The 20513-nt window shown below is 70.5% G+C and carries 20 protein-coding genes; 7 read left to right on the top strand and 13 right to left on the bottom strand.

The window, feature by feature from the left end:
- Nucleotides 1-11: 11 nt before the first annotated feature.
- From AB0O34_RS06265 to AB0O34_RS06245, 5 genes are all read right to left on the bottom strand, one after another.
- The gene (locus AB0O34_RS06265; RefSeq protein ID WP_363913216.1) at nt 12-1745 is read right to left on the bottom strand and encodes a GTPase; all 1734 of its coding nucleotides are present in this window, start codon (nt 1743-1745) and stop codon (nt 12-14) included.
- Complete coding sequence (locus tag AB0O34_RS06260; RefSeq protein ID WP_363913214.1) at nt 1742-3496, bottom strand: ABC transporter; 1755 nt, start codon at nt 3494-3496, stop codon at nt 1742-1744. The genes AB0O34_RS06265 and AB0O34_RS06260 overlap by 4 nt, the downstream gene beginning before the upstream one ends.
- A 245-nt stretch (nt 3497-3741) precedes the next feature.
- Entirely contained in the window at nt 3742-4035 is a 294-nt protein-coding gene (locus AB0O34_RS06255; protein WP_363913212.1) for a hypothetical protein, read from the bottom strand.
- Nucleotides 4036-4438: 403 nt separating this feature from the next.
- The gene (locus AB0O34_RS06250; RefSeq protein ID WP_363913210.1) at nt 4439-5386 is read right to left on the bottom strand and encodes a ribokinase; all 948 of its coding nucleotides are present in this window, start codon (nt 5384-5386) and stop codon (nt 4439-4441) included.
- A gap of 82 nt (nt 5387-5468) precedes the next feature.
- Nucleotides 5469-5780, bottom strand: coding sequence for a hypothetical protein (locus AB0O34_RS06245; protein ID WP_363913208.1), 312 nt, complete (start codon nt 5778-5780; stop codon nt 5469-5471).
- A 207-nt stretch (nt 5781-5987) separates the two neighbouring features.
- Here AB0O34_RS06245 and AB0O34_RS06240 point away from each other — a divergent pair, with 207 nt between their 5' ends.
- From AB0O34_RS06240 to AB0O34_RS06210, 7 genes are all read left to right on the top strand, one after another.
- A complete protein-coding gene (locus AB0O34_RS06240; protein WP_363913206.1) occupies nt 5988-6971 on the top strand; it encodes a substrate-binding domain-containing protein in 984 nt (327 codons plus the stop codon).
- A gap of 143 nt (nt 6972-7114) precedes the next feature.
- On the top strand, nt 7115-8017 hold the full coding sequence (locus AB0O34_RS06235; protein ID WP_363913204.1) for a nucleoside hydrolase: 903 nt from the start codon (nt 7115-7117) through the stop codon (nt 8015-8017).
- A 28-nt stretch (nt 8018-8045) separates the two neighbouring features.
- A complete protein-coding gene (locus AB0O34_RS06230) occupies nt 8046-9113 on the top strand; it encodes an ABC transporter substrate-binding protein (protein WP_363913202.1) in 1068 nt (355 codons plus the stop codon).
- Complete coding sequence (locus tag AB0O34_RS06225) at nt 9106-9912, top strand: ABC transporter ATP-binding protein (RefSeq protein ID WP_363913200.1); 807 nt, start codon at nt 9106-9108, stop codon at nt 9910-9912. The genes AB0O34_RS06230 and AB0O34_RS06225 overlap by 8 nt, the downstream gene beginning before the upstream one ends.
- On the top strand, nt 9909-11567 hold the full coding sequence (locus tag AB0O34_RS06220) for an ABC transporter permease subunit (RefSeq protein ID WP_363913198.1): 1659 nt from the start codon (nt 9909-9911) through the stop codon (nt 11565-11567). Before AB0O34_RS06225 ends, AB0O34_RS06220 begins: the two co-directional genes overlap by 4 nt.
- Before the next feature lie 101 nt (nt 11568-11668).
- Nucleotides 11669-12982, top strand: a complete 1314-nt coding sequence (locus tag AB0O34_RS06215; RefSeq protein WP_363913196.1) for an amidohydrolase family protein — start codon at nt 11669-11671, stop codon at nt 12980-12982.
- Nucleotides 12979-13500 (top strand): nucleoside 2-deoxyribosyltransferase, encoded by a 522-nt coding sequence (locus AB0O34_RS06210; protein ID WP_363913194.1) that lies wholly within the window; start codon nt 12979-12981, stop codon nt 13498-13500. Before AB0O34_RS06215 ends, AB0O34_RS06210 begins: the two co-directional genes overlap by 4 nt.
- An 82-nt stretch (nt 13501-13582) precedes the next feature.
- Here the strand turns inward: AB0O34_RS06210 and AB0O34_RS06205 are convergent, their stop codons facing one another.
- The 8 genes from AB0O34_RS06205 to AB0O34_RS06170 form a co-directional block, all read right to left on the bottom strand.
- On the bottom strand, nt 13583-13822 hold the full coding sequence (locus AB0O34_RS06205) for a hypothetical protein (RefSeq protein ID WP_363913192.1): 240 nt from the start codon (nt 13820-13822) through the stop codon (nt 13583-13585).
- Between the two features lie 73 nt (nt 13823-13895).
- Nucleotides 13896-14051: a hypothetical protein gene (locus AB0O34_RS06200; protein ID WP_363913190.1), complete on the bottom strand. Its 156-nt coding sequence runs from the start codon at nt 14049-14051 to the stop codon at nt 13896-13898.
- Between the two features lie 35 nt (nt 14052-14086).
- Nucleotides 14087-15592 carry a HAMP domain-containing sensor histidine kinase gene (locus AB0O34_RS06195; RefSeq protein ID WP_363913188.1) on the bottom strand — a complete coding sequence of 502 codons (1506 nt, stop codon included), beginning with the start codon at nt 15590-15592 and terminating at the stop codon, nt 14087-14089.
- A gap of 30 nt (nt 15593-15622) precedes the next feature.
- On the bottom strand, nt 15623-16312 hold the full coding sequence (locus tag AB0O34_RS06190) for a response regulator transcription factor (protein WP_363913186.1): 690 nt from the start codon (nt 16310-16312) through the stop codon (nt 15623-15625).
- Between the two features lie 60 nt (nt 16313-16372).
- Nucleotides 16373-17023 (bottom strand): hypothetical protein, encoded by a 651-nt coding sequence (locus AB0O34_RS06185; protein WP_363913184.1) that lies wholly within the window; start codon nt 17021-17023, stop codon nt 16373-16375.
- Nucleotides 17024-17051: 28 nt separating this feature from the next.
- Nucleotides 17052-18332: an ABC transporter permease gene (locus AB0O34_RS06180; RefSeq protein WP_363913182.1), complete on the bottom strand. Its 1281-nt coding sequence runs from the start codon at nt 18330-18332 to the stop codon at nt 17052-17054.
- A gap of 61 nt (nt 18333-18393) precedes the next feature.
- On the bottom strand, nt 18394-19110 hold the full coding sequence (locus tag AB0O34_RS06175; RefSeq protein ID WP_363913234.1) for an ABC transporter ATP-binding protein: 717 nt from the start codon (nt 19108-19110) through the stop codon (nt 18394-18396).
- 68 nt (nt 19111-19178) lie between these two features.
- Entirely contained in the window at nt 19179-20348 is a 1170-nt protein-coding gene (locus tag AB0O34_RS06170; RefSeq protein WP_363913180.1) for a biotin/lipoyl-binding protein, read from the bottom strand.
- Nucleotides 20349-20513 lie beyond the last annotated feature (165 nt).

Genomic DNA, 20513 nt, shown 5'->3' with positions numbered 1-20513 from the left:
CGCGGTGGAGGTCAGCCGCGGCCGGTGGTGAGCGTTCCGGCGAAGCGCTGTACGCGCGACAGCTCGTCCCGCACCGGGTCGAGCACCATCTCCCTGCCCACCGTGTCCACGCTCGCCCACAGCGCCCGCCGGGCCTTTCGCGCCCTGCGCCTCGCGCCCAGGGCCGCCGCGACCCGCGACAGCAGGGCGACGAGAAGCCCGGCGAGGGCTCCTCCCCCCAGCAGCGCTGTGGGCCACGGCACCTCGCCGAGCGTCGGCGTCGGCAGCTCGGGGAAGCGGAGGTATTGGAGGAGGAACAGCCCGGACAGCCACAGCAGCCCGGCCAGCATGGTGGCGAACAGCAGCCACTGGAGCAGTCCGACCATGCTCCACCAACGGGGCCGCCTGCCGCTGCCCACCGACGTCACCGACACCGCGCGGTCGAGGTTCTCGGCCAGGTCGTCCGCCCGCGACCGCGCCGCCCGCCGTACGGCCACCGCCCACGGCTCGGGCAGGCCGGCCGAGACGGCCGAGCCGACGTCCCTGATCGCGGTGTCCATCCGGGACCGCTGGACGGCTGACGCGGCCGGGATGGACGTACGCCCGCCGGCGCCGGGCGGGAGCGACGTGCCCTCTGCGCCGCGCCCGGCGATCGCCCCGTCGTCGGCGCGACGGGCCGCCGGCGGCACGCCGAGGTGCAGGCGGCGCAGCGGGTCGGGTCTGAAGCGCCGCAGCCATCGGGTCACCGGCCAGCCGGTGGCCGCGATCGACCGGTGCCTGTGGGCCTTGGCGACCGCCTCCACCACGAGGGGGACGCCCGCCGCCTCCGCGAGCGCGGCCGTCAGCGGCCTGGCCAGCTCGTCCGACAGCGCCTCCTCCGCGGCCTTGGCCCGCTTGGCCAGCTCCCCCGTGGACAGCGCCGCGTCGCTCCCGGGCGCCTCGTCGGCCGGGCCGCCCGACGAGGCGACCGCCAGCACGTCGGCGGCCGTGCCGGCGTCCGCCGCGAGCCGCGCGGCCCACGTGCGCCGGTCCGCGACGCGCTTGGCCAGCGTCGCGCGCAGGTCGGCGACGCCCACGTCCTTGGGCACGGAAGTCGCGACGATCGGCACGCCGGAGAGCCCGTCCTCGTCCAGCAGCCGCCGCAGGTCGCCCAGGCAGCGGTCGGCCGCCGCCGGGGTGAGCCGGTCGGTCTGGTTCAGCACGACCACCATGACGTCGCGATGCCTGCCGAGGGAACGCAGATAACGCTCGTGGACGGCCGCGTCGGCGTACTTCTGCGGGTCGAGCACCCACACCAGAAGGTCGACCACGGCGACCAGGCGGTCCACCTCAAGGCGGTGGGCCAGCTCGATGGAGTCGTGGTCCGGCAGGTCCAGCAGGATCAGCCCTGAGAGCGAGCCGTCGACGCCGTCGACGACGTGGCGGCGCGGGATCTCCAGCCAGTCGAGGAGCGGCCCCGCCCCCTCGGGATCCCACATCGCCGCCTGGGCCGTCGAGGTCGTCGGCCGGGTCACCCCGACCCCGGCGAGCGTGGTGCCCGACAGCGCGTTGAACAGCGACGACTTCCCGCTGCCCGTCGCACCCGCGAGCGCCACGACCGTGTGGTCGACCGAGAGGCTCCGCCGCGCCCCCGCGCGGGAGACCACGGCGCGGACCTCCGTGACGGCCTCCCCGTCGAGGCGCCCCTCGGCGAGGTCGGCCGCCTCGGCCAGCGCGGTGAGCCGGTCGTCCAGCGACACCGCGGCGGACCGCCGGAGCACCTTCACAGCCCGTCCACCCCGGCCTCCACGGTGGGGGCGTCGATCTCACCCCGGTGGTCCCGTACGGTGCGCGCCGCCTGCCTGAGAGAGGCGGACATGTCCTCGGGAGGTCCGACGCCTTCGAGCAGCGAGGTGAACCGGGACGCCTCCGCGTCGAGCACCTCACGCACCCGTTGCTGAAGATCCTCGCGGGCCGCCTGGGTGAGCGTCCGTACGGCCTGGTCGCCGAAGACGGCCTCCAGGAGCTTCTGGCTCAGCACGCTCGTGCCTCCCGCGATGCCGACCTCGATGCCGGTGAGCCCTCCGGTGGCGGAGAAGACCATGAGCATGAGCAGCAGGCCGGCCCCGTTCACGCTGAACGAGGCGAGCCTGGCGGTGGTGCGCTTCTCGGCCCCCTCCTTGGCGACGAGCTCAAGGACGTACCCCTGCCAGGCCCGGACGGCCGAGGAGGCGCGCTCGGGAAGGGTGGAGGACGCGCGGCCGAGCCGCCCCGCCGAGACCGCGCCCGCGCGCTCGACGACGTCACGGCCCGCCGGCATGCCGGACCAGGCCTCCAGCGTGCGCTCGGCCGCGGCGTCGGCGGCGGACCTGATCAGCGCCTCGACCCCGGTCTCCAGGGCCACCCTGAGCTGGGTGTCGGGAGCGGGCCGCCCGGTGAACGCCGAGACGATCCGCTCGCGCAGCCATCCGATGCGCGACTCCAGCGTGCGCATGAAGTCGCCGGTGCCGATGAAGTCCTGCCAGCGGGCCAGCACCTCGCCGCGCAGCAGCGAGCCGTCGCGTATCCCGTCGTCGAAGGTCGCCATGGCCGCCCCGTAGGCCGAATCGACCGAGACGCGCAGGTCGGCGAGCCCTGCCCGCTGCCGGTCCGCCTCGTCCGCGAGCGCCGGGACCCGGGTGGTGATGCTCTCCAGCGCTCCAGAGAGGGTCCTGCGCACGACCTCCGCCCGCGCCTGGGCGTCGGCCGCGATCGCGGCCAGCCAGTCGCGCACGCCGCGTACGGCCTCCTCGGGCAGACGGGCGTTCTCCTCGGGAAGCACCACCTCCGGCACGCTGAACAGGGGCGTGCCGGCGAGGCCGTTGGCGTCCAGCAGGCGGTGCAGGTGCGCGCTCACCGGTTCCAGCGCCTCCGGCGGCACCCGGTCGAGGATCACCGCCAAAGCCGTGCTGCGCTCGCGGGCGCTGCGCAGGAAGCCCCACGGGACCTCGTCGGCGTAGCGGGAGGCCGTGGTGACGAACAGCCAGAGGTCGGCCGCCGCGAGGAGCTGTGCCGCGATCTCGCGGTTGGCCGTGACGACCGAGTCGATGTCGGGGGCGTCCAGCAGGGCGAGCCCCGGGGGAAGGGTGGTGGCCGTGACGACCCGCAGGGTCCCCGGCTCGCCGCGACCCCGCCCGGTCGTCCTGGCCAGGCCGGGAAGGACCTCCTGCCGGGTGAACCACACCTCGTCGGCCGGGTTGGCGACCAGCGTGGGAGCGAGCGTCGTCGGGCGCAGCACTCCGGGCTCGGTGACGTCCGCGCTGGCCAGGGAGTTCACCAGCGTGGACTTGCCCGCGCCCGTCGAGCCTCCGACGACGGCCAGCAGTGGAGCGTCCATGGCCGCGACGCGCGGCAGGAGGTAGTCGTCGAGCTGCCCTCTGAGCTCCTTGAGGGCACGACGATGCGAAGCGACGTCACCGATCGCGAGGGGGAACAGATCGTGATCGAGCTGACGCCGCAGGGTTTCCAGGGCCACGAGCAGGCCATTGTTCCCCGCCATACGACCCGTCATGCCCCGAGAGAGCCGAGGTATCCGCAGCTTGTGGAAAAGCCCAGCCCGGAAGCCTGTTCCGAACGAGGCTCCCGCGCCTGGAGAGCCGGCTGTGACCTTTTATCCGGATTCGGGCCACCCAATGGGCTGGCTTTGGGTTCGGACCAGGCGGCGGGCTGGGGTTCAGGTTCGGAATGGGGTTCGGGTTCGGAATGGGGTCCGGGTTCGGGCTGGGGGCCGGGTTCGGGTTCGGACTAGGCGGTGGGCTGCGCGGAGGGTTGGTCTCCGGGCTGCCGCCCGGGACCGCCCGTGGGAAGGAGCGGGCGGCACTTCTCCAGTGCCTTGGCGATCGCGGGGTCGCTCGTCTTCAGCTGCCGCATTCCACCGTTCTGCGGGAGCTCGGCTCCGTTGTCCTTCATGCACGAGCGGAACGCCTGGAGCGCGGAGTCGTCCACCCCGCGCCTCTGGCCGCCGCGTCCCTGCCCGAAACCGCCCTGGGGCATCAGCGAGCGGCACGCCTCGAAGGCCTTCCGCATCTCAGGTGACATGGTGCCGAAGCCCCCCGGTCTCCCGCTCGGCCGAGCTGACGGGGAACCGCTCGGTCGAGCCGTGGGTGCCGCGCCAGGGCGGCCAGTGGGCATTTCCACACCGTTCTTGCGCATGCACTCGGCGAAAGCCGCACGCTGGTCACCGGACCCGCTGGGCGAAGCCTTGGCACCGGCCGTGGCGGTGGAATCTCCACCACACCCGGAGGTCAGCAGGACGGCGGCTACAGCGGCGGCGCCGAGAACACGGGGCAACGCAGTCACAGGGGAACTCCATCGGGAAACCGAGGGGCTTTGGCCTGACCATCACAGGCCACCAATCTCAGAACCGCATGAGACGAACCTGAAATTCACCTGTCAACCGGGCCGCACGGCCGGTGCCGGAACCGCACAGGTTCCCAGGCCCTCACGAGGCGCCTCCGTCGACGCTCGGGTACAGGCTGATCAGTTCATCCACGGATTGGCGGTCAGGCAGCGACGGGCTGGCTCCATGGACGGTGGTGGCCAGCGCTCCGGCCGCCATCCCTCGCCGGATCGCGGAGTCGATATCGAGACCGGAGGCCAGCGCGGCGCCGAACGAGCCGGTGAAGGCGTCGCCGGCAGCGGTGGTGTCAACCGGGCTGACCGGGTATGCGGGGAAGTAACGTGTCCGTTCAGCGGTGACCGACAGGACCCCCGAAGATCCGAGCGTGATGAGCGCATGCCGTACGCGGCGCTCGAGGAACCATGCCGCGGCCCGTTCCGCGGACTCGACGTCGACGACCTCCACACCGGTCAGGGCGGTCGCCTCGCTCTCGTTCGGCGTGACGACGTCGATGTGCCGCCACACGTCCTCAGGCAGCGACTGCGCCGGGGCCGGGTCGAGGACTGTCGTCAGCCCGGCCCGCGCCCCCGCCTCCGCGGCGTGGCGGGCGACGTCGGTACGGATCTCCAGTTGCAGGAGGAGTACGGCGACGCGGTCCCGAACGGCATCGATGCTGTCGTCGACCATCTCGACGCTCAGGTCCCAGTTGGCGAGAGGCGTGATGACGATGTCGTTCTCGCCTGAGGCATCGACCCGGATGTGCGCCACGCCGGTACGGTTGTCGACGGAGCGGATCTCGCTGAGGTTCACGCCATGAGACCGCAGGCCCGACAGCACGATGTCGCTGAACGGATCTTTGCCCACGCAGCCGGCCATCCAGGTCGGCGCCCCGGCGCGGGCGGCAGTGACCGCCTGGTTGGCGCCCTTCCCACCGAGGACGAGGGTGAAGTCCTCGCCGAGTACCGTCTCCCCACGGCGGGGGAGCCTGCGGCTGAAGGCTGTGACGTCCGCGGTGATGCTGCCTACGACGAGAACGCCATTCGGTTCCATTGCGGTTCTCCTGTTCCAGGCATTGGTGGTCCGGGGCCATGGCATCCCGCCGTGTCCCGGAGATGTGAGAGATCTGCCGGAGTCAGCTTCCGTTGCGGTCCCAGACGGTCGTGGTACCGGGACGGCGGTGCCGGGGCCGGCCGGCCGGTCGGCCACGAGCTAACGTCATCCAGGCTCGCTCGATCAGCTTGGTGTCCAGGAGGACAGACCGGGCTGCGTCGTCCGTATGCCGGCGCAGGAGCAGCCGTACGGTGAGCGCGCCCTGCTCGACCACCGGCGGGTCGATGACCGTCGGCGGCGACCGCGGCGGGCCCGCGCCGAAGTCGTCGAACCCGATGAGACCGACGTCGCCAGCATGCTGAAAGCGTTCCGAGAGCATGGTTGCAGCAGGCACCGGAGAAACGTCAACACCGGCATACCCGGATGTTTCCAAGTCGTTATCCGCCTCCTGGCCAGGGGTACCGCAGCTGTATCCGGTGATCCACGCGGCGACGGTAGGGTCTGCTGCGGGTTTCGTACGCGGTCACCGCGGAGTGGGAGGATCGGCATGGGAGGTGACACGCACCGGCCCTTGCCCGTCGAGGTCGTCACGATCAAGGACGTGGCGCGCGCCGCGGGCGTGTCCACGGCGACGGTTTCTCTGGTGCTGAACGGACGCGGCGCCATCGGCAAGGCGACGCGGGACCGGGTCAAGAGAGTGGCCGCCGAGCTCGCCTACCGGCCCAGTATCCGCGCACAGCGGCTCCGGACCGGCCGTTCGGGAAGTATCGCGGTGATCACCACCATTCCTGACACCGTCGTGGGCGGTTCTTCGAGGCTCGGGTACTTGCTCGACATCGCGATCGCCGTGGCCGGCTCGGCCCTCAAGCGCGGCTACAGCATGGTGCTGACCCCGCCCATGGCCGACGTCTCAGAGCTCGACGCACTGGACATCGACGGAGCGATCCTCCTGGACCCTGTCGAGAACGACCCGTTTGCCGCGCGCCTGGCGGGTCGCGGGGTGCGGATCGTCACCATCGGCGACGTCGAGGGGGTCCAGTCGGTCGGCACGGTGGACCGTGGGGTCGCCGGGGCGGATGTGCTCATCGAGCATCTCATCGCCCAGGGCTGCATCCATCTGCTGCTGATCTCCTCGATTGAGCGGACGGCTGTGGCAACCAGCGTGCGCGCCTATGCCGCCGCCCGGGAGGCGAGGGGGGACATGCGACTGACCACACTGGAGCTGCCTCTCCGTGACGCGGAGCAGGAGGCGTACCGGGTCGTGTCCGGAATGCTCGCGCGGGGCACGGACGTCGACGCGGTCTACGCGCCGATCGACTTGTTCGCGGTCGGCGCCGGAAGGGCCCTGTGTGAAGCCGGCCGACGCATCCCCGAGGACGTCCGCCTGGTCACCCATTACAACGGCCTGCGGGCACAGACCTTCGAACCGCCGATCACGGCGCTGGATCTGCATCTCGACCGGATGGCCGAGCTGGCTGTCATGCTGCTGCTGGACAGTCTCGAAGGCCGGGCCGACCGCACGGTCCTGCCCGCGCCGCGACCCGACGTGATCGTCCGGGGATCCACACGCACCGTAGTCGGCTGAGCACCCCTCGATCGTTTACGCGTCCGCAATACTCGCCCCCTTGCCGTCCACCCGGTGCTCTCGTTAGCTTTCACTAAATCGATTAACTACAGCTAGTCGCTTTCTGCATCCGGCAGTGGCGGCGGGCGCGACGGAGGCGAAGCATGCTCCTTGTCGACACCGATCCGGGCCTCGACGACGCCCACGCGCTGGCGATGGCCTGCGCGCGGCAGACCGTCGTCGGTGTCACCACCGTCGCGGGCAATGTCGATCTGCCGATCGCCACCGAGAACGCCTGCCGCCTGCTCGGTGTGCTCGCCCCGGAGGTCCCGGTCTTCCGTGGCGCTGCGGCACCTCTGGGCGGTGAAAGGTTGCGCGCGACTCACATCCACGGGGAGGACGGTCTGCTCGGCGCCACGATCCCGGACGGCGCCCAGGTGAGTCCCGCGGACGAGCCGGCGGCGGTCGCGATCGCCCGTCTGGCCAGGGAACACCGGGGAAAGCTGACCGTGGTCGCGCTCGGGCCGCTCACCAACATCGCTTTGGCATTGCGCCTGGATCCGGACCTGGCCGGCAACCTCGCCTCGATCGTCGTCATGGGCGGCGCCATACGGGCCGAGGGCAACGCGAGCCCCGTCGGGGAATTCAATGTCACGGCGGATCCCGTGGCCGCCGATATCGTCCTGGGCGAGATGGCGGCCGTCACCCTCGTCGCCTGGGAGACCACCCGTACGGCGCCGTTCACACCGGAGGAGTGGGCGGTGATGGCGAAGTCCGGCACACCCGGTGCACGCGTGCTCGCCGCCTTGGACGACGCCCGCGTACGAGCGCGACCGGACAGCGTCGAACGACCACGTTCTACGGCCGATCCCATCGCGATGGCCGTCGCGCTGGACCCCGCCTGCGTGCGGCGATCCGCGCGGCACGCGGTACTGGTCGGCACCGCCCCCGGACTCGCCGCCGGTCTCACCGCGGTCGACTGGACCGGCTCCCGCCCCGACCGGCCAGACGTGCACATCCCGCTCGAGCTCGACCGCGACCGCGTCCACGAGTTGCTCACCCTCTAGGCCCCTCCACCTTCACCAGGAGACCCGCATGACCTCCATTCCGCATTCTCAGTTCGATCGGCGTCGCTTCCTCGGTCTCGTGGGCGCGGTGGGGATGACCGCCCCCTTGCTCGCCGCCTGCGGCGGTGGCTCCGGCTCCGGAACCTCGCCCACGTCCACGGGGCCGTCCTCCTTCGCCCCACCGCGCCAGACCGTGCGGGGCAATCTGCAGCTCGGGTGGTTCCCCAACGTGGAAAGTGCGCCTTTCGTCGTCGCGAAGCAGCGGGGCTACTACTCCGCCGGCCATGTCGACCTGACGCTCCAGCCCGGTGGGCCCACCGTGACGATCGCGCCGCTGATCGTCGCCGGCAACGCTCTGACCGGGGTGCTGGCCATCGAGCGGCTTGCCGACGCGGTGTTGCAAGGTGCCAAACTCAAGGCCGTCGGCGCGGTCTACCAGACGTCGTCCTCGTGCATACTCTCCCTCGCCAAAGCGCCGATTCAGGAGCCGAAAGATCTTGAGGGCAAGCGGTTCGGAATCTCCGCCGCGGACGCCCAGACGTATGGTGCGTTCTTCAAGATGAGCGGCGTCGACCCATCCAAGGTGACCATGGTGCAGGTCGGCGCCGACCCCGCCTCACTCGTCTCCGGCGAGGTGGACGCGATGAGCGCCGTGATCCCCAACCAGCCGGTCGCCCTCGCACAGAAGGGAATCAAAACGCACGAGCTCCACCTTGCCGACTTCGGCTACCACCGGTGGAGCAGTCTGCTCGTCGTCGCCGCGGACGCGCTCGCCGACCCGGTCAAACGGTCCGCGATCGGAGTGATCCTCCAGGGAAGCCAGCGCGCGCTCACCGAGCAGATGGCCGATCCTGACGCCGCAGCGAAGATCGTCTTTGACCTCTACGGGCAGAACCAAGGACTCGACCTGAGCAGCCAGCAGGCGGCGATCCGACGATGGAACGAGATCGCCTCCACCCCTGAACAGCACGGCCACCTGCGTGTGACGCCCCAGGGCGTGCAGCAGACGCAGGAGTTCCTGTCCGCGATCGGCGTGAAGATCGACGCCTCGAGCCTGTTCGACACCTCCCTCGGAGACGAGGTGTTCCATGCCTGAGACACCGGAAGCCGCACCGGGTCTCGAAGCAGACGGGGTCAACCGGACCTTCCGCATGGGCAACGAGCCCGTACACGCGCTGCACCAGGTGCGCTTCTCCAGCGAGGCCGGATCGTTCACCACCCTGATCGGTCCCTCGGGCTGCGGAAAATCGACGCTGCTGCGCATGTTCGCGGGACTGGACCTGCCCACCGACGGCACGGTCCGCGTTCATGGCGAAGCACCGGAAGTCGCCAAGGCCGGCCACCGCCTCGGCGTGGCCTTCCAGGATTCGGCGCTGCTGCCCTGGCGCACCGTGACCGCCAACATCGCGCTTCCCCTGCAGGTGGCAGGCCGACGGGTGGACAAGAAGGCGATCAGCGACCTGGTGTCGCTCACCGGGCTGGGCGGCTTCGAGCAGGCCCGGCCGGCGCAGCTGTCCGGCGGCATGCGCCAACGCGTCGCGATCGCCAGGGCCCTCGTGCTCGAGCCCGAGGTGCTCTTGCTCGACGAGCCTTTCGGGGCGCTGGACGACATGACCCGGCGGCACATGAACATCGAGCTGCAGCGAATCTGGACGGAGCGCCGCACCACCACCCTGCTCGTCACGCATTCCCTTGACGAGGCCGTGTTCCTGTCCGACCGCGTCATCGTGCTGGCGGCCCGGCCCGGTCGCGTCGTCGCCGACCGCAGGATCGACCTGCCGCGACCGCGCACGGTCGAGATGATGCGCTCGCCCGAGTTCCACGAGGAACTCGGCGGGCTCTCCGAGCTGCTGTTCACCGCACGGAATTCATTCGCCGAGGAGGCGGCGTCGTGACGGCGGCCCCGCGTACGCAGGCAGGGCACACCGCCCCCGTACGTCCCTCCGCTCGGGCCTACACCGCGAAACTGGCGCCCGTGGGCTCGGTCGTCGGCGTGCTGGTCGCCTGGACACTGCTGGCCGCCGCGCTCGCCGGTCGCGAACTCGTTCCGTACCCGTGGCAGGTCCTGGCGCAGATGGCGAAGGATTTTCCCCTGCTCGCCGGCGGCAATACGGCTTCGACGGTGTCCATCGCGGCCCGCGGGTTCCTGGTCGGCGCGGTGGCGATGATCCCTCTGGCCGTCATCGCCGTCCTCGCGCCGGTGACGGAAGCGCTGATCGTCCAGATCGCACTCGTCATCCACTCCGTGCCCTTCACTGCGATCGCGCCGATCCTGGTCATCGTGCTGCCCGGCGACGGCCCGAAGATCGCCATCGCGGCCCTGCAGGTGTACTTCCCACTGCTCATGTCCGCCCTGCTCGGGCTGCGCGCAGCCGACCCGCTGATGGCCGACGTCGTCGACGCCAGCGGTGGGTCGCGCTGGAGCCTCATGCGACGGGTCCGGTTGCCCGCGGCGCTGCCGGCCCTGTTCGCCGGTTTGCAGATCGCCGTGCCCGGAGCGCTACTCGGCGCGCTGATCGCGGAGTTCTTCGGCACCAACTCCGGGCTCGGGGCCCTCCTCGTGCAGTCCCAGAGCGCACTGAACACCGAACGCGCATGGGCGGTGGCCCTCTACATCAGCGCTTTGGCCGCACTCGGCTACGGCATCGTCGCGCTCACCGCGCGGCGGCTCATGCCCTGGCAGTCCAAAGACGCCTCCGTCAGCGTGGCGCTGGGCGGCGTCGAGCCCAGCGGGGGGCCGTGGTCGAAGGTCATGGGAACTCTGCTGTCAGTGGCGTTGCTGCTCGCCGGCTGGCAGTCGCTGCTTTCGGCGCTCCGGCTTGACGCCTTCTTCGTGAAGGGCCCGGCGGACGTGCTGCGCTTCCTCATCGACAACCCCTCCGCCACGGAGGGCGCGATGCCGTCACTGACCGGAAACGTCGGCGGAGGTGGCTTCTGGGCCGAGTTCTGGCCCGGGCTCGGTCAGACCGTCGTGGACGCGGGAGCCGGCTTCCTCGCCGGCACCGTGGGCGCCGTGGCCGTGGCGGTGCTGCTGTCCGCCGCACCAGGCCTGGAACGAGTGCTCATGCCGCTGGCCATCGCCCTGAAATCCGTTCCGCTCGTGGCCATGACCCCGCTGCTCGTGCTTGTTCTGGGACGTAACCTCGTGGCCGTGACGGTGATGGTCGCGATCATCACCTTCTTCCCCACTCTGGTGAATGTCCTGGTCGCGCTGAAGGGCGCCCCGGTAGGCGCGTGCGATGTCGTCCGCGCGGCCGGCGGTACCGCGGTGCAGGTGGGCCGGTACATCCGGCTGGTGTACGCGGTGCCGGCGCTGCTGGCCTCGGCGCGGATCGCGGTCCCCGCCGCGGTCTCGGGAGCGACGCTCGCCGAATGGCTGGCGACGGACCAGGGGCTTGGGCATGTCCTGACCGACGCCGCGCAGGGCTCCGACTTCGACACCCTATGGTCGGCGGGCTTCCTGCTCGTGATCGTGGTGCTCGCCCTCTATGCCCTGGTCGCTCTGGTCGACCGCCGGGTGAGCGCGCGTCTCGGTATCGCGGCCAGATGACCATGACCACACCCACGACCACGAAAGGAACCCGAGTGACCAAGGCGATGGCGAACCCGCAGGAGGCCGACCTGCTTGTCCTGGGCGCCACGGTGATCTGCATGGACGACGAGGACACCATCCTTTCCGATGGAGGAATCGCCGTGCGCGACGGAACGATCGCCGCCATCGGCCCGTCAGCGACCATCCGGGAGGAATGGCGGTCGAAGGAACGGATCGACGCTGCCGGATCGGTGGCGGCACCGGGCCTTGTCGACACGCACATGCACGTCGGGCAGACGATGATGCGGGGCGCACTCCAGACCCTGGCCCGGACGAAGCAGTTGCGCGTACCGTTCTGGCGCGAGTACTACGTGCCGTTCGAAGCGATGCTGAGCCCCGAGGATATGTACCTTTCCGGGCAGCTCGCGTTCAGCTCGATGCTGCTGTCCGGGACCACCACGTTCTTCGAGGCGGGCGGCGTCCATCCGGACCACATGGCCCAGGCGGCGGTCGACACCGGGATCCGCGGACAGGTCTCCCGCAACACGATGGATGTCGGCTCACGCATTCCCGAATCGATGCGCACGTCCACCGACGTCGCGGTGAAGGAGAACATCGAGCTGGTGGAACGCTGGCCCCGGGGCTCGCGGGTCAGCGCCGCCATGTCGTTGCGGCAGATCATCACCTCCACTCCGGAGCTTGTCGTCCAGATCGTGGGCGCCGCGGCCGAACGGGAGGTCAAGGTGCACACGCATCTCGTGGAGGGGACCTACGAGATCGACTGGTGTCTCGAGCAGCACGGCAAGCGGCCGGTCGACTACCTTGTGGACCTCGGTGTGTTCACACCCACATTGCACGCCGCGCATTCGGTGCTCGCCGACGCCGAGGACGTGGCGCGCTACGCCCGCCACCAGGTTTCGGCCTGCCATTGCGCGTTCGGGAACTACTCCATCGGCCACGCACCGGCGCTGCACATGTGGCGAGCCGGTGTTCCCATCGGCCTGGGCACCGACGGGGTGAACTCCCACGGAACGCTTGATCTGTTCCGGGTGGCCCTCGCGACCAGGATCGGGCAGCAGGCCGTGTACGGCACGCCGGTACACAACCGGATGGCCGTCGGTGCTCAGGAACCGCTGCGGATGGCCACCCGTGGAGGCGCGCGAGCGATGGGCCTGGACCGCGAGATCGGCAGCCTCGAAGTGGGCAAGCGGGCGGACATCATCCTGCTCGGCACGGACGGCCCCGATGCGGCGGGCTACGCCTCCGATGACGCGTTCTTCTTCCAGGGCGCCTCGGGCAGGGATGTGCATACCGTGGTCGTCGACGGCGCCGTGGTGGTGAAGGACCGCGAGATCCTCACGGTGGATGTCGCCGAGGTGCGGGCGAAGGCCAAGGAACGGCAGCGGGTGCTTGTCCAGCGACTGGAGGCATGATGACCATGGATCCCGCCTTTGCGCCCCGCTGCGTGGTCTATCTCGCCGGCCCCGATGTGTTCTTCCCCGACGCCGGCGAGCGGGCGGAGAAAGCCCGAAACGTTGCCCGGCGCCTCGGTATTCAGGTACTGGCCCCGGTCGATGGCGGCGCTTCGCCACCCATCGAGGACGAGCCCGCGGCGCGCCGGATCTTCATGAACAACGTGGCCCTGATCGATCGGGCCGATGCGGTCGTCGCGAACATCACGCCGTTTCGAGGACCGTCCGCCGACGTCGGCACCGTGTGGGAAATAGGCTACGCGTGCGGCCGCGGCATGCCGGTCTTCGCCTACAGCAGCGACCTGTCCGAGTATCGCCAGCGGGTGGAACCCGACGGGCTGCGCATCGAGAATTTCGGTGGAGTGGACAACCTGATGATCACCCAGAGCATCGCGGCCCTGCGCCCATCCCTCGAAGACGCGCTCTCGGCGGTCGCACGACACTACGCGTCAGCCCCGCCCCACGGCGCGCATCGCTGAACGCCTGCCAGGAGCCGGGCCGTCCGCGAATGACCACCTCACGGCGGCGGTGCTCGTCGGTAAGTGGCCCACCCCGACGTCCTCAGGATTCCGGGGTCTTCGCCTTCGCCGCCGCCTGGCGCAGGGCGTCGGCCATCGCCTCGACCCCGTCCGGGTCGAAGATGATCAGGAGCCTGCGGTCCTGGCCGGTTTCCCGGTCGATCCCGGTGATGTCCTGCACGACCATGCGCGCGCTGATCGTCCCCTCTTCGGTCGACATGTCCATCGTGGCGACACCGGTCACCACCTCACGAGAAAGAATCTGCGCAAACTCAACGGCCATGTCTCCGACGCTATGTTGCCCGCCAAGCCTCCCACCACCCACGCCGGGTAATGCTGCGTCCAGCAAACACCGGTCATCGACCTGTGGTGTAGTCCGCGACGTCCTCGGCCTTCGCCAGGACCCAGGTGATCCGGGCGTCACCGCGGGCGTGCTGCCCGACGGTAGAGTCCCCGGCCCGGATGACGACGCCGGGGGCGCCGAGAATGTGCCCCGCGGGAAAGAGTTCCACCACGAGGACACCTATAGCCGTCGAGACTCCCTGTGTCATCCTTCGATGGCCGGGAGGAAGATCCGGAAGGTGGCGCCCCTACCCGGGGGGCTTTCCAGGGTGATGGCGCCGCCGTGGGCCTCGGTGAGGGCGGCGGCTATGGAGAGGCCGAGGCCGGTGCCGCCGGATTCGCCGCGGGTTCGGGCCGGGTCGGCACGGTAGAAGCGTTCGAAGACGCGGTCGGCGGCGTCGGGGGGCAGGCCGGGGCCCTCGTCCGCCACTTCGATCACGACCTGGCCGTCCACGGTCCCCACGCCCACGCGGAACGGGGTCCCGGGCGGGGTGTGGCGCAGGACGTTGCCGACCAGGTTGGCGATCACCTGGTGGAGGCGGGTCTCGTCGCCGGTCACCATGACGGGCCCGTCGCCGGAGTCGAGGCGTACCAGGTCGATCTCACGCTCGGGGGCGAGGGTCTGGGCGTCCAGGACGGCTCCCGCGGCAAGGCTGAGGACGTCGACGGGGTGGCGGTCCAGGGGACGTTGCTGGTCGAGGCGGGCGAGGAGGAGCAGGTCGTCCACGAGGAGGCCCATGCGGGCGGCCTCGTCCTCGATCCTGTGGAGGAGGCGTGCGGCCTCGGCGAGGTCGGGGGTCTTCTCGTGGCGGTACAGCTCGGCGAAGCCGCGGATCAAGGTCAGGGGGGTGCGCAGCTCGTGGGAGGCGTCGGCGATGAAGCGGCGCATGCGCTCCTCGGACCGGCGGGCCGCGGAGGCGGACTCGCGGGCCGCCTTGGCCGACTCGCGCGCCGCGATCTCGGACGCCTCGCGGGCGCGGAAGGCCGTCTCGATCTGGGCGAGCATGCCGTTGATGGCCCTGCCGAGCCGTCCCATCTCGGTCCGGCGGTGGCGCAGGGGGACGCGGCGGGACAGGTCGCCTCCGGCGATGGCGCCCGCCGTGCGTTCGATCTCGGCGAGGGGACGCAGGCTGCGGCGCACGAGCCAGTGGCAGGCGAAGCCGAGCAGGACCAGCACGCCGCCACCCACGGTCGCCACGATCACCGCGAGCCGGGTGACGGTGGCGTCGATGTCGTCCATCCGGACCGCGATCACGCGGATGTGCGTGCCGTCGGCCACGGCGATCACCCGCCAGCTCATGCCGGAGTCCGACCCCACGGTGAACGGGTGGGGCGTCGCGGCCCTTAACTTGGCCAGCGTGAGGTGGGGGAGCTTGGGCGGGTCGGTGTCCGGGTTCTCCTGAAGCGTGCGCTCTATGGCACCGTCGGATCCCAGCATGGCCATGTAGAACAGGCCGATCTGCCTTGGCGGCCGGGACATGTCCAGCGACTGCAGCGCAGGCGGGATGTAGCTGTCGCGCCGCGGGTGGCTCGCCAGTTCCAGCTGCCTGTCGACCCGGTCCACGAGGTAGCCGCGGAGCAGTTGAACGGCGAAACCACCGGTCAGGGCGATCGCGAGCGTGACCAGCAGGAGCGTTCCGACGACCAGGCGCAGCCACAGCGGCGACCGGGCCAGGCGCCGCTTCAGCTCCCGGGCGGGCATCGATCTCATCACCGGCTCATCGCCGGTTCGCCGACCGGATCAATGCCGTGGTGCGCGTAGTACGTAGCCCACCCCCCGGAGCGTGTGGATGAGCCGGGGTTCCACGGTGTCGACCTTGCGCCGCAGGTACGAGACGTACGACTCCACCACGTTCCTGTCGCCGCCGAAGTCGTAGTTCCAGACGTGGTCGAGGATCTGCGCCTTCGACAGCACGCGGCCGGTGTTGACCATGAAGTAGTGCAGCAGCTTGTACTCGGTGGGCGACAGCTTCACCCGCTTGCCGGCACGCCAGACCTGGTGGCCCTCCTCGTCCAGCTCCAGGTCCGCCACCTGGAGTCGCGAGGGCAGGTTGAGGTCCGCCCGGGTACGGCGCAGCACGGCCCGGATCCTGGCGAGCACCTCCTCCAGGCTGAACGGCTTGGTCACGTAGTCGTCGCCGAGGCCGAGCCCGGTGAGCTTGTGCTCGGTCTCGTCGCGGGCCGTGAGGAACAGCACCGGGGTACGCCTCCCGGTCGAGCGGAGCCGGTTCGCCACCGCGAAGCCGTCCATGTCGGGCAGCATCACGTCGAGCACGACCAGGTCGGGCCGTACCCGCTCGGCCAGCTGCACCGCCTCGCGCCCGTCCGCCGCCGTCAGGACGTCGAACCCGGCGTACCTGAGCGTGGCCGACAGCAACTCGCGGATGTTCGGCTCGTCGTCGACCACCAGCAGTTTCGCCTCACCCTGCATGATTTGTCTCCGTTCGCCGTACCGCCTTCGCTTCCCCCCGCACCGGTCGTCTCCCCCACATCAGCCACCGCCCCGGTTGCCGCCGAACCCGCCGGTGGCACCGCCCTGGCTCACCGAGGTGGCGCTGACGCTGCCGTCACTGCCCCGCTCACCTTGGACGCTCGCCATGCCGCCGGGCTTGAGGTCCTTGACCTTTCCTTCCTTGCTGACCTGGATCTTGGTGTTGCCCGAGGTCCTCACGATGACGACCCCGCCGCCCGTCGTCTCCAGGTAGATCTTGTCGCCGTCCACGAGCTTGATCGTGCCGACGGTCACGTTGCCGAACGCGCCCTGTCCCTGACCCTGCCCTCGGCCCTGACCGCCCTGGCCTGCCTGCCCGAGACCCTGGCCGCCGCCGAGGTAGCCACCGGCCCTGCCCGCGCCGCCGGCCCGCTGCTGCCCGCCGTTGCCGCCGAGAAGCGCCTGAACGGCCGCCTGCCGGTTGCCCGTGGCGGATGACCCCCACGCCTTCTGCGCCTGGATCCCCGCGAGCATGCCCGCCACGAGCACCACCCCCGCGCCGAGAACCAGGGTGAGGGTGGACATCCGGCGCCCTTCGGGCCGCACGGCGAGCTCGGCGTCGAGGTCGCCCTCGAACGGCGAGGTCTCCAGCAGCTCTCGCGCCGTCGCGGGCTCGTCCGCCGCGTACGACTTGCGCCTGCTCGTACTCATGATCTCTCCTTGGTGCGGTGGCCGTACGTCACTCGTGCCGCAGTGCCTCGATGGGGCGCAGCTTCGCGGCCCGGTTCGCCGGATAGCTGCCGAAGAACAGCCCGATCGCGACCGAGACGCCGAGGGCGAGCACGATCGAGGTGGGCACGATGACCGGCTGGACACCGGCGATCGTGAACCTGCTGCCGATCACTCCGATGGCCACGCCCAGCAGGCCGCCGACGAGGCTGAGCATCGTGGCCTCCGCGAGGAACTGGCCGAGGATGGCACCCCGGGGTGCTCCGATGGCCTTGCGGATACCGATCTCCCGCGTCCGCTCGGTGACGGTCACGAGCATGATGTTGGTGATGCCGATGCCGCCGACGAGCAGGCTGATCGCGGCGACGGCGCCGAGCAGCACCGTGAAGGTGCCGGTCGCCGCGCTGACCGTCTCCTGGAGGGCGGCCTGGTTGAGAATGCGGTAGTCGGCCGTGGCGGTGCCGGTGATGCCGTGGCGCTGGTCGAGGATCTCGGTGATCTCCGACTGGGCCGCGTCCACCGCCGTCGCGCTCTTGGCCTGCACCACGATCTGCCCGAGCGACCCGAACCCGGTCAGGCTCTGCTGCACGGCGGGCAGGGGCGCGATCGCGACGTCGTCGGCGTCCTGGAAGCCGGACGAGCCCGCCTCCTTCAGCACGCCCACCACGGTGAACGGCACGCCCGTGATGTTGATCTGCTTGCCGACCGGGTCGACGGTCCCGAACAGGTCCTCGGCCACGGTCTGGCCGATCACGATGATCTTCCTGGCGGCCAGCACGTCGTCATTGACGAAGTACGAGCCCTTGGCCACCGGCTTGTTCGACGCCTCGAAATAGCTCGGGTAGGTGCCCACGAGCTGCGAGATGGCATGGCTCGCCCCCTCGTACGTGGCCGTCTGCGAGGACGCGGTGACCACCGGGGACACGCTCTTCACCGAGGGCGCGCCGGCCGCGTCGGCCATGGCCCTGGCGTCGTCGAGGGTCAGCTCCTTGGCCTGGGTACGCGGGCCGGTGCCGCCCTGCTGCCGGGCCGCTCCACCGCCGCCCCCGCCGAACCCTCCTCCGCCGCCGGCCCGCCCGCCACCGCCGCTGAACGACTGCATCACGGTCAGCGTGTTGGATCCGAGGCGCTGGATGTTCTGCTGGATCGACTGCGAGGTGCCCTCACCCACCGCGACCAGCAGGATCACCGCCGCCACGCCGATCAGGATGCCCAGCGTGGTGAGGGCGCTGCGCATCTTGTTGGCCGTCAGGCCGCGTACGGCGAAGCGCAGGACCTCCAAGGCGTTCATCGATCGCTCACCGCTCCTCGCCGGAGGCGTTCCGAGCCCGGCTGTTGATGGGGCCAGCAGTTCATGGGGTCACGCTCGGCAGCCTCGGCGGGTGGCCGTCCACGGGGGCCTGGCGGCGGTCCTCGACGATCAGGCCGTCGACCAGGCGGACGACCCGCTTCGCGTGGCTCGCGACGTCGTCCTCGTGGGTGATCAGGACGATCGTCCGCCCGGCGGCGTTGAGCCGGTCCAGGATCCGCAGCACGTCGGCGGTGGACTTGGTGTCGAGGTTTCCCGTCGGCTCATCGGCCAGAAGCAGCGACGGCGCGGTGACCAGCGCTCTGGCGACGGCGACACGCTGCTGCTGGCCGCCCGAGAGCTCGTTCGGGTCGTGATGGGTCCGGTCGGCGAGCCCCACCTGGTCCAAGGCCGCGAGCGCCCGCCCGCGCCGCGCACCCGCGCCCACCCCTCCGTACGCGAGGGGCAGCTCCACGTTGGCCAGGGCGCTCATGCGCGGGATCAGGTTGAACGACTGGAACACGAAGCCGATCTTCCTGTTGCGCAGCAGGGCCAGTTGCCGGTCGTCCAGCGATCCCACGTCGGTGCCGTCCACCAGGTAGCTGCCGGTGCTCGGCACGTCCAGGCATCCGAGGATGTTCATCAGCGTCGACTTGCCGGAGCCGGAGGCGCCCATGATCGCCAGGTAGTCGCCCCGATCGACCGTGAGCGACACCCCGCGCAACGCGTGCACCGTGGCGTCCCCGGTGCCGTAGGTCTTGCTGACCTCGCGCACGTCCAGGACGGGGGCCGTACGACTCGCCGCGAGCCACGCGCCGCCTTCCGTGCGGTCTCCGCGGTCCCAGGGGGTCACCGTCCGCCCCCGCCACCGCCGCCGAAGCGGATGCCGCCGCCACCGCCGGGGAAGCCGCCGCCGGGGAAGCCTCCCTGCGGGTTGCCGCCCGTGCCCGCCGTGGCGCGCACCACCTGGTCGCCCTCGTTGAGCCCCGACTTGATCTCGGTGGTCGAGTCGCCCTTGACGCCGATCTCGACCCGCCTGGTGACCTGCTTCTGGCCCTCCAGGACGGTGACCGTGTTCTGGCCACCGGCGGTCGTGATCGCCGAGCTGACGACCGTCAGCACGTCATCCGCCTTGGCCACGATGACCTGGACGCTAGTCGTCTGGCCCAGCCTCACCGTCTTCGGCACGTCGCTCAGCGAGATCGTCGCGGAGTACTGCACCACGTTGTTGCTCGTCTGGGGCACCGGATCGATCAGCGTGACCTTGCCGGACGCCGTGACCCCGGGCAACGCGTCGAAGGTGACGGTCGCGGGCCGACCGACCTTCAGCTTGGTCACGTCGGACTCGGTGAAGTCGCCCACGACCTGGAGGCGCTTGGTGTCGGCGATGTCGATGAAGCCGCCGGACGAACCCGAGCCGGACGATGCGGACGAACCACTGGAGGCCCCGGCCCCGCTGCCGCCGGAGGTCCCCGAGCCGCTCGAAGAGCTGGAACTGGACGCTCCCGAACCCGACGAGGAGCCGCCGACCGTGCCGTTCACGGCAGTCACCGTGCCGGCGAACGGGGCCTTGATCACCGTCCCGTCGACCGTCCGCTTGGCGTCCCGGTAGGAGTTCCTGGCCTGGACGTACTGCGAGTAGCCGGAAGCAGTGGTCGTGTCGGCGTCATCGGCCGCGTCCAGGCTCGCCGCCGCGGCGTCCAGGCTCTCCCGCGCGGCCGTGTCGTCGATCCGGGCCAGGATCTGGCCCTTGGACACCTTGTCACCGGCCTTGACGTAGATCTTCTCGACCGTGCCGCTGGTGCTGAAACCGAGCGACCTGGTCCTGCCGCTCTCCACCGAGCCGGAGGCCGACACCGACGACAGGACGGTGCCCCGGGTGACACGCGTGGTGAGCGGCGCCGTCCCCGCGGAGGAACCCCCGTTCAGGGATGCGTAGGCGATGCCCGCGCCGCCCAGCAACAGCACCCCGAGGGCACCGTTCACGATCAGCGCTCTGCGCTTCGTCGACAGCTTCACGAGCCCTGAGCCTGGCCCACTCCGCTTGGGTGAACCTCCGTCGTCCCTGAAGGTTTCCTGACAACGCGGGGCCGGCAGAGCTGCGACTGATGGGGGCGAGTCTCCGGATTCCCGGCTCGGCACGCCATTTCCGGCCGCCGATCCACAGCAAACTCTCAGGCCGGG

The organism is Sphaerisporangium sp. NPDC088356, from assembly GCF_040685555.1.
Lineage (GTDB): Bacteria > Actinomycetota > Actinomycetes > Streptosporangiales > Streptosporangiaceae > Sphaerisporangium.
Note: the sequence above shows the minus strand (reverse complement) of the source record. Positions and strands in the feature narration are given on the sequence as shown.

Excerpts from the sequence above, each read along its gene's own strand:
- AB0O34_RS06260 (WP_363913214.1), bottom strand. The coding sequence starts at position 3,496 with ATGGCGGGGAACAATGGCCTGCTCGTGGCCCTGGAAACCCTGCGGCGT.
- AB0O34_RS06255 (WP_363913212.1), bottom strand. The coding sequence starts at position 4,035 with ATGTCACCTGAGATGCGGAAGGCCTTCGAGGCGTGCCGCTCGCTGATG.
- AB0O34_RS06250 (WP_363913210.1), bottom strand. The coding sequence starts at position 5,386 with ATGGAACCGAATGGCGTTCTCGTCGTAGGCAGCATCACCGCGGACGTC.
- AB0O34_RS06235 (WP_363913204.1), top strand. The coding sequence starts at position 7,115 with ATGCTCCTTGTCGACACCGATCCGGGCCTCGACGACGCCCACGCGCTG.
- AB0O34_RS06230 (WP_363913202.1), top strand. The coding sequence starts at position 8,046 with ATGACCTCCATTCCGCATTCTCAGTTCGATCGGCGTCGCTTCCTCGGT.
- AB0O34_RS06225 (WP_363913200.1), top strand. The coding sequence starts at position 9,106 with ATGCCTGAGACACCGGAAGCCGCACCGGGTCTCGAAGCAGACGGGGTC.
- AB0O34_RS06215 (WP_363913196.1), top strand. The coding sequence starts at position 11,669 with ATGGACGACGAGGACACCATCCTTTCCGATGGAGGAATCGCCGTGCGC.
- AB0O34_RS06210 (WP_363913194.1), top strand. The coding sequence starts at position 12,979 with ATGATGACCATGGATCCCGCCTTTGCGCCCCGCTGCGTGGTCTATCTC.
- AB0O34_RS06205 (WP_363913192.1), bottom strand. The coding sequence starts at position 13,822 with ATGGCCGTTGAGTTTGCGCAGATTCTTTCTCGTGAGGTGGTGACCGGT.
- AB0O34_RS06195 (WP_363913188.1), bottom strand. The coding sequence starts at position 15,592 with ATGAGATCGATGCCCGCCCGGGAGCTGAAGCGGCGCCTGGCCCGGTCG.
- AB0O34_RS06190 (WP_363913186.1), bottom strand. The coding sequence starts at position 16,312 with ATGCAGGGTGAGGCGAAACTGCTGGTGGTCGACGACGAGCCGAACATC.
- AB0O34_RS06185 (WP_363913184.1), bottom strand. The coding sequence starts at position 17,023 with ATGAGTACGAGCAGGCGCAAGTCGTACGCGGCGGACGAGCCCGCGACG.
- AB0O34_RS06180 (WP_363913182.1), bottom strand. The coding sequence starts at position 18,332 with ATGAACGCCTTGGAGGTCCTGCGCTTCGCCGTACGCGGCCTGACGGCC.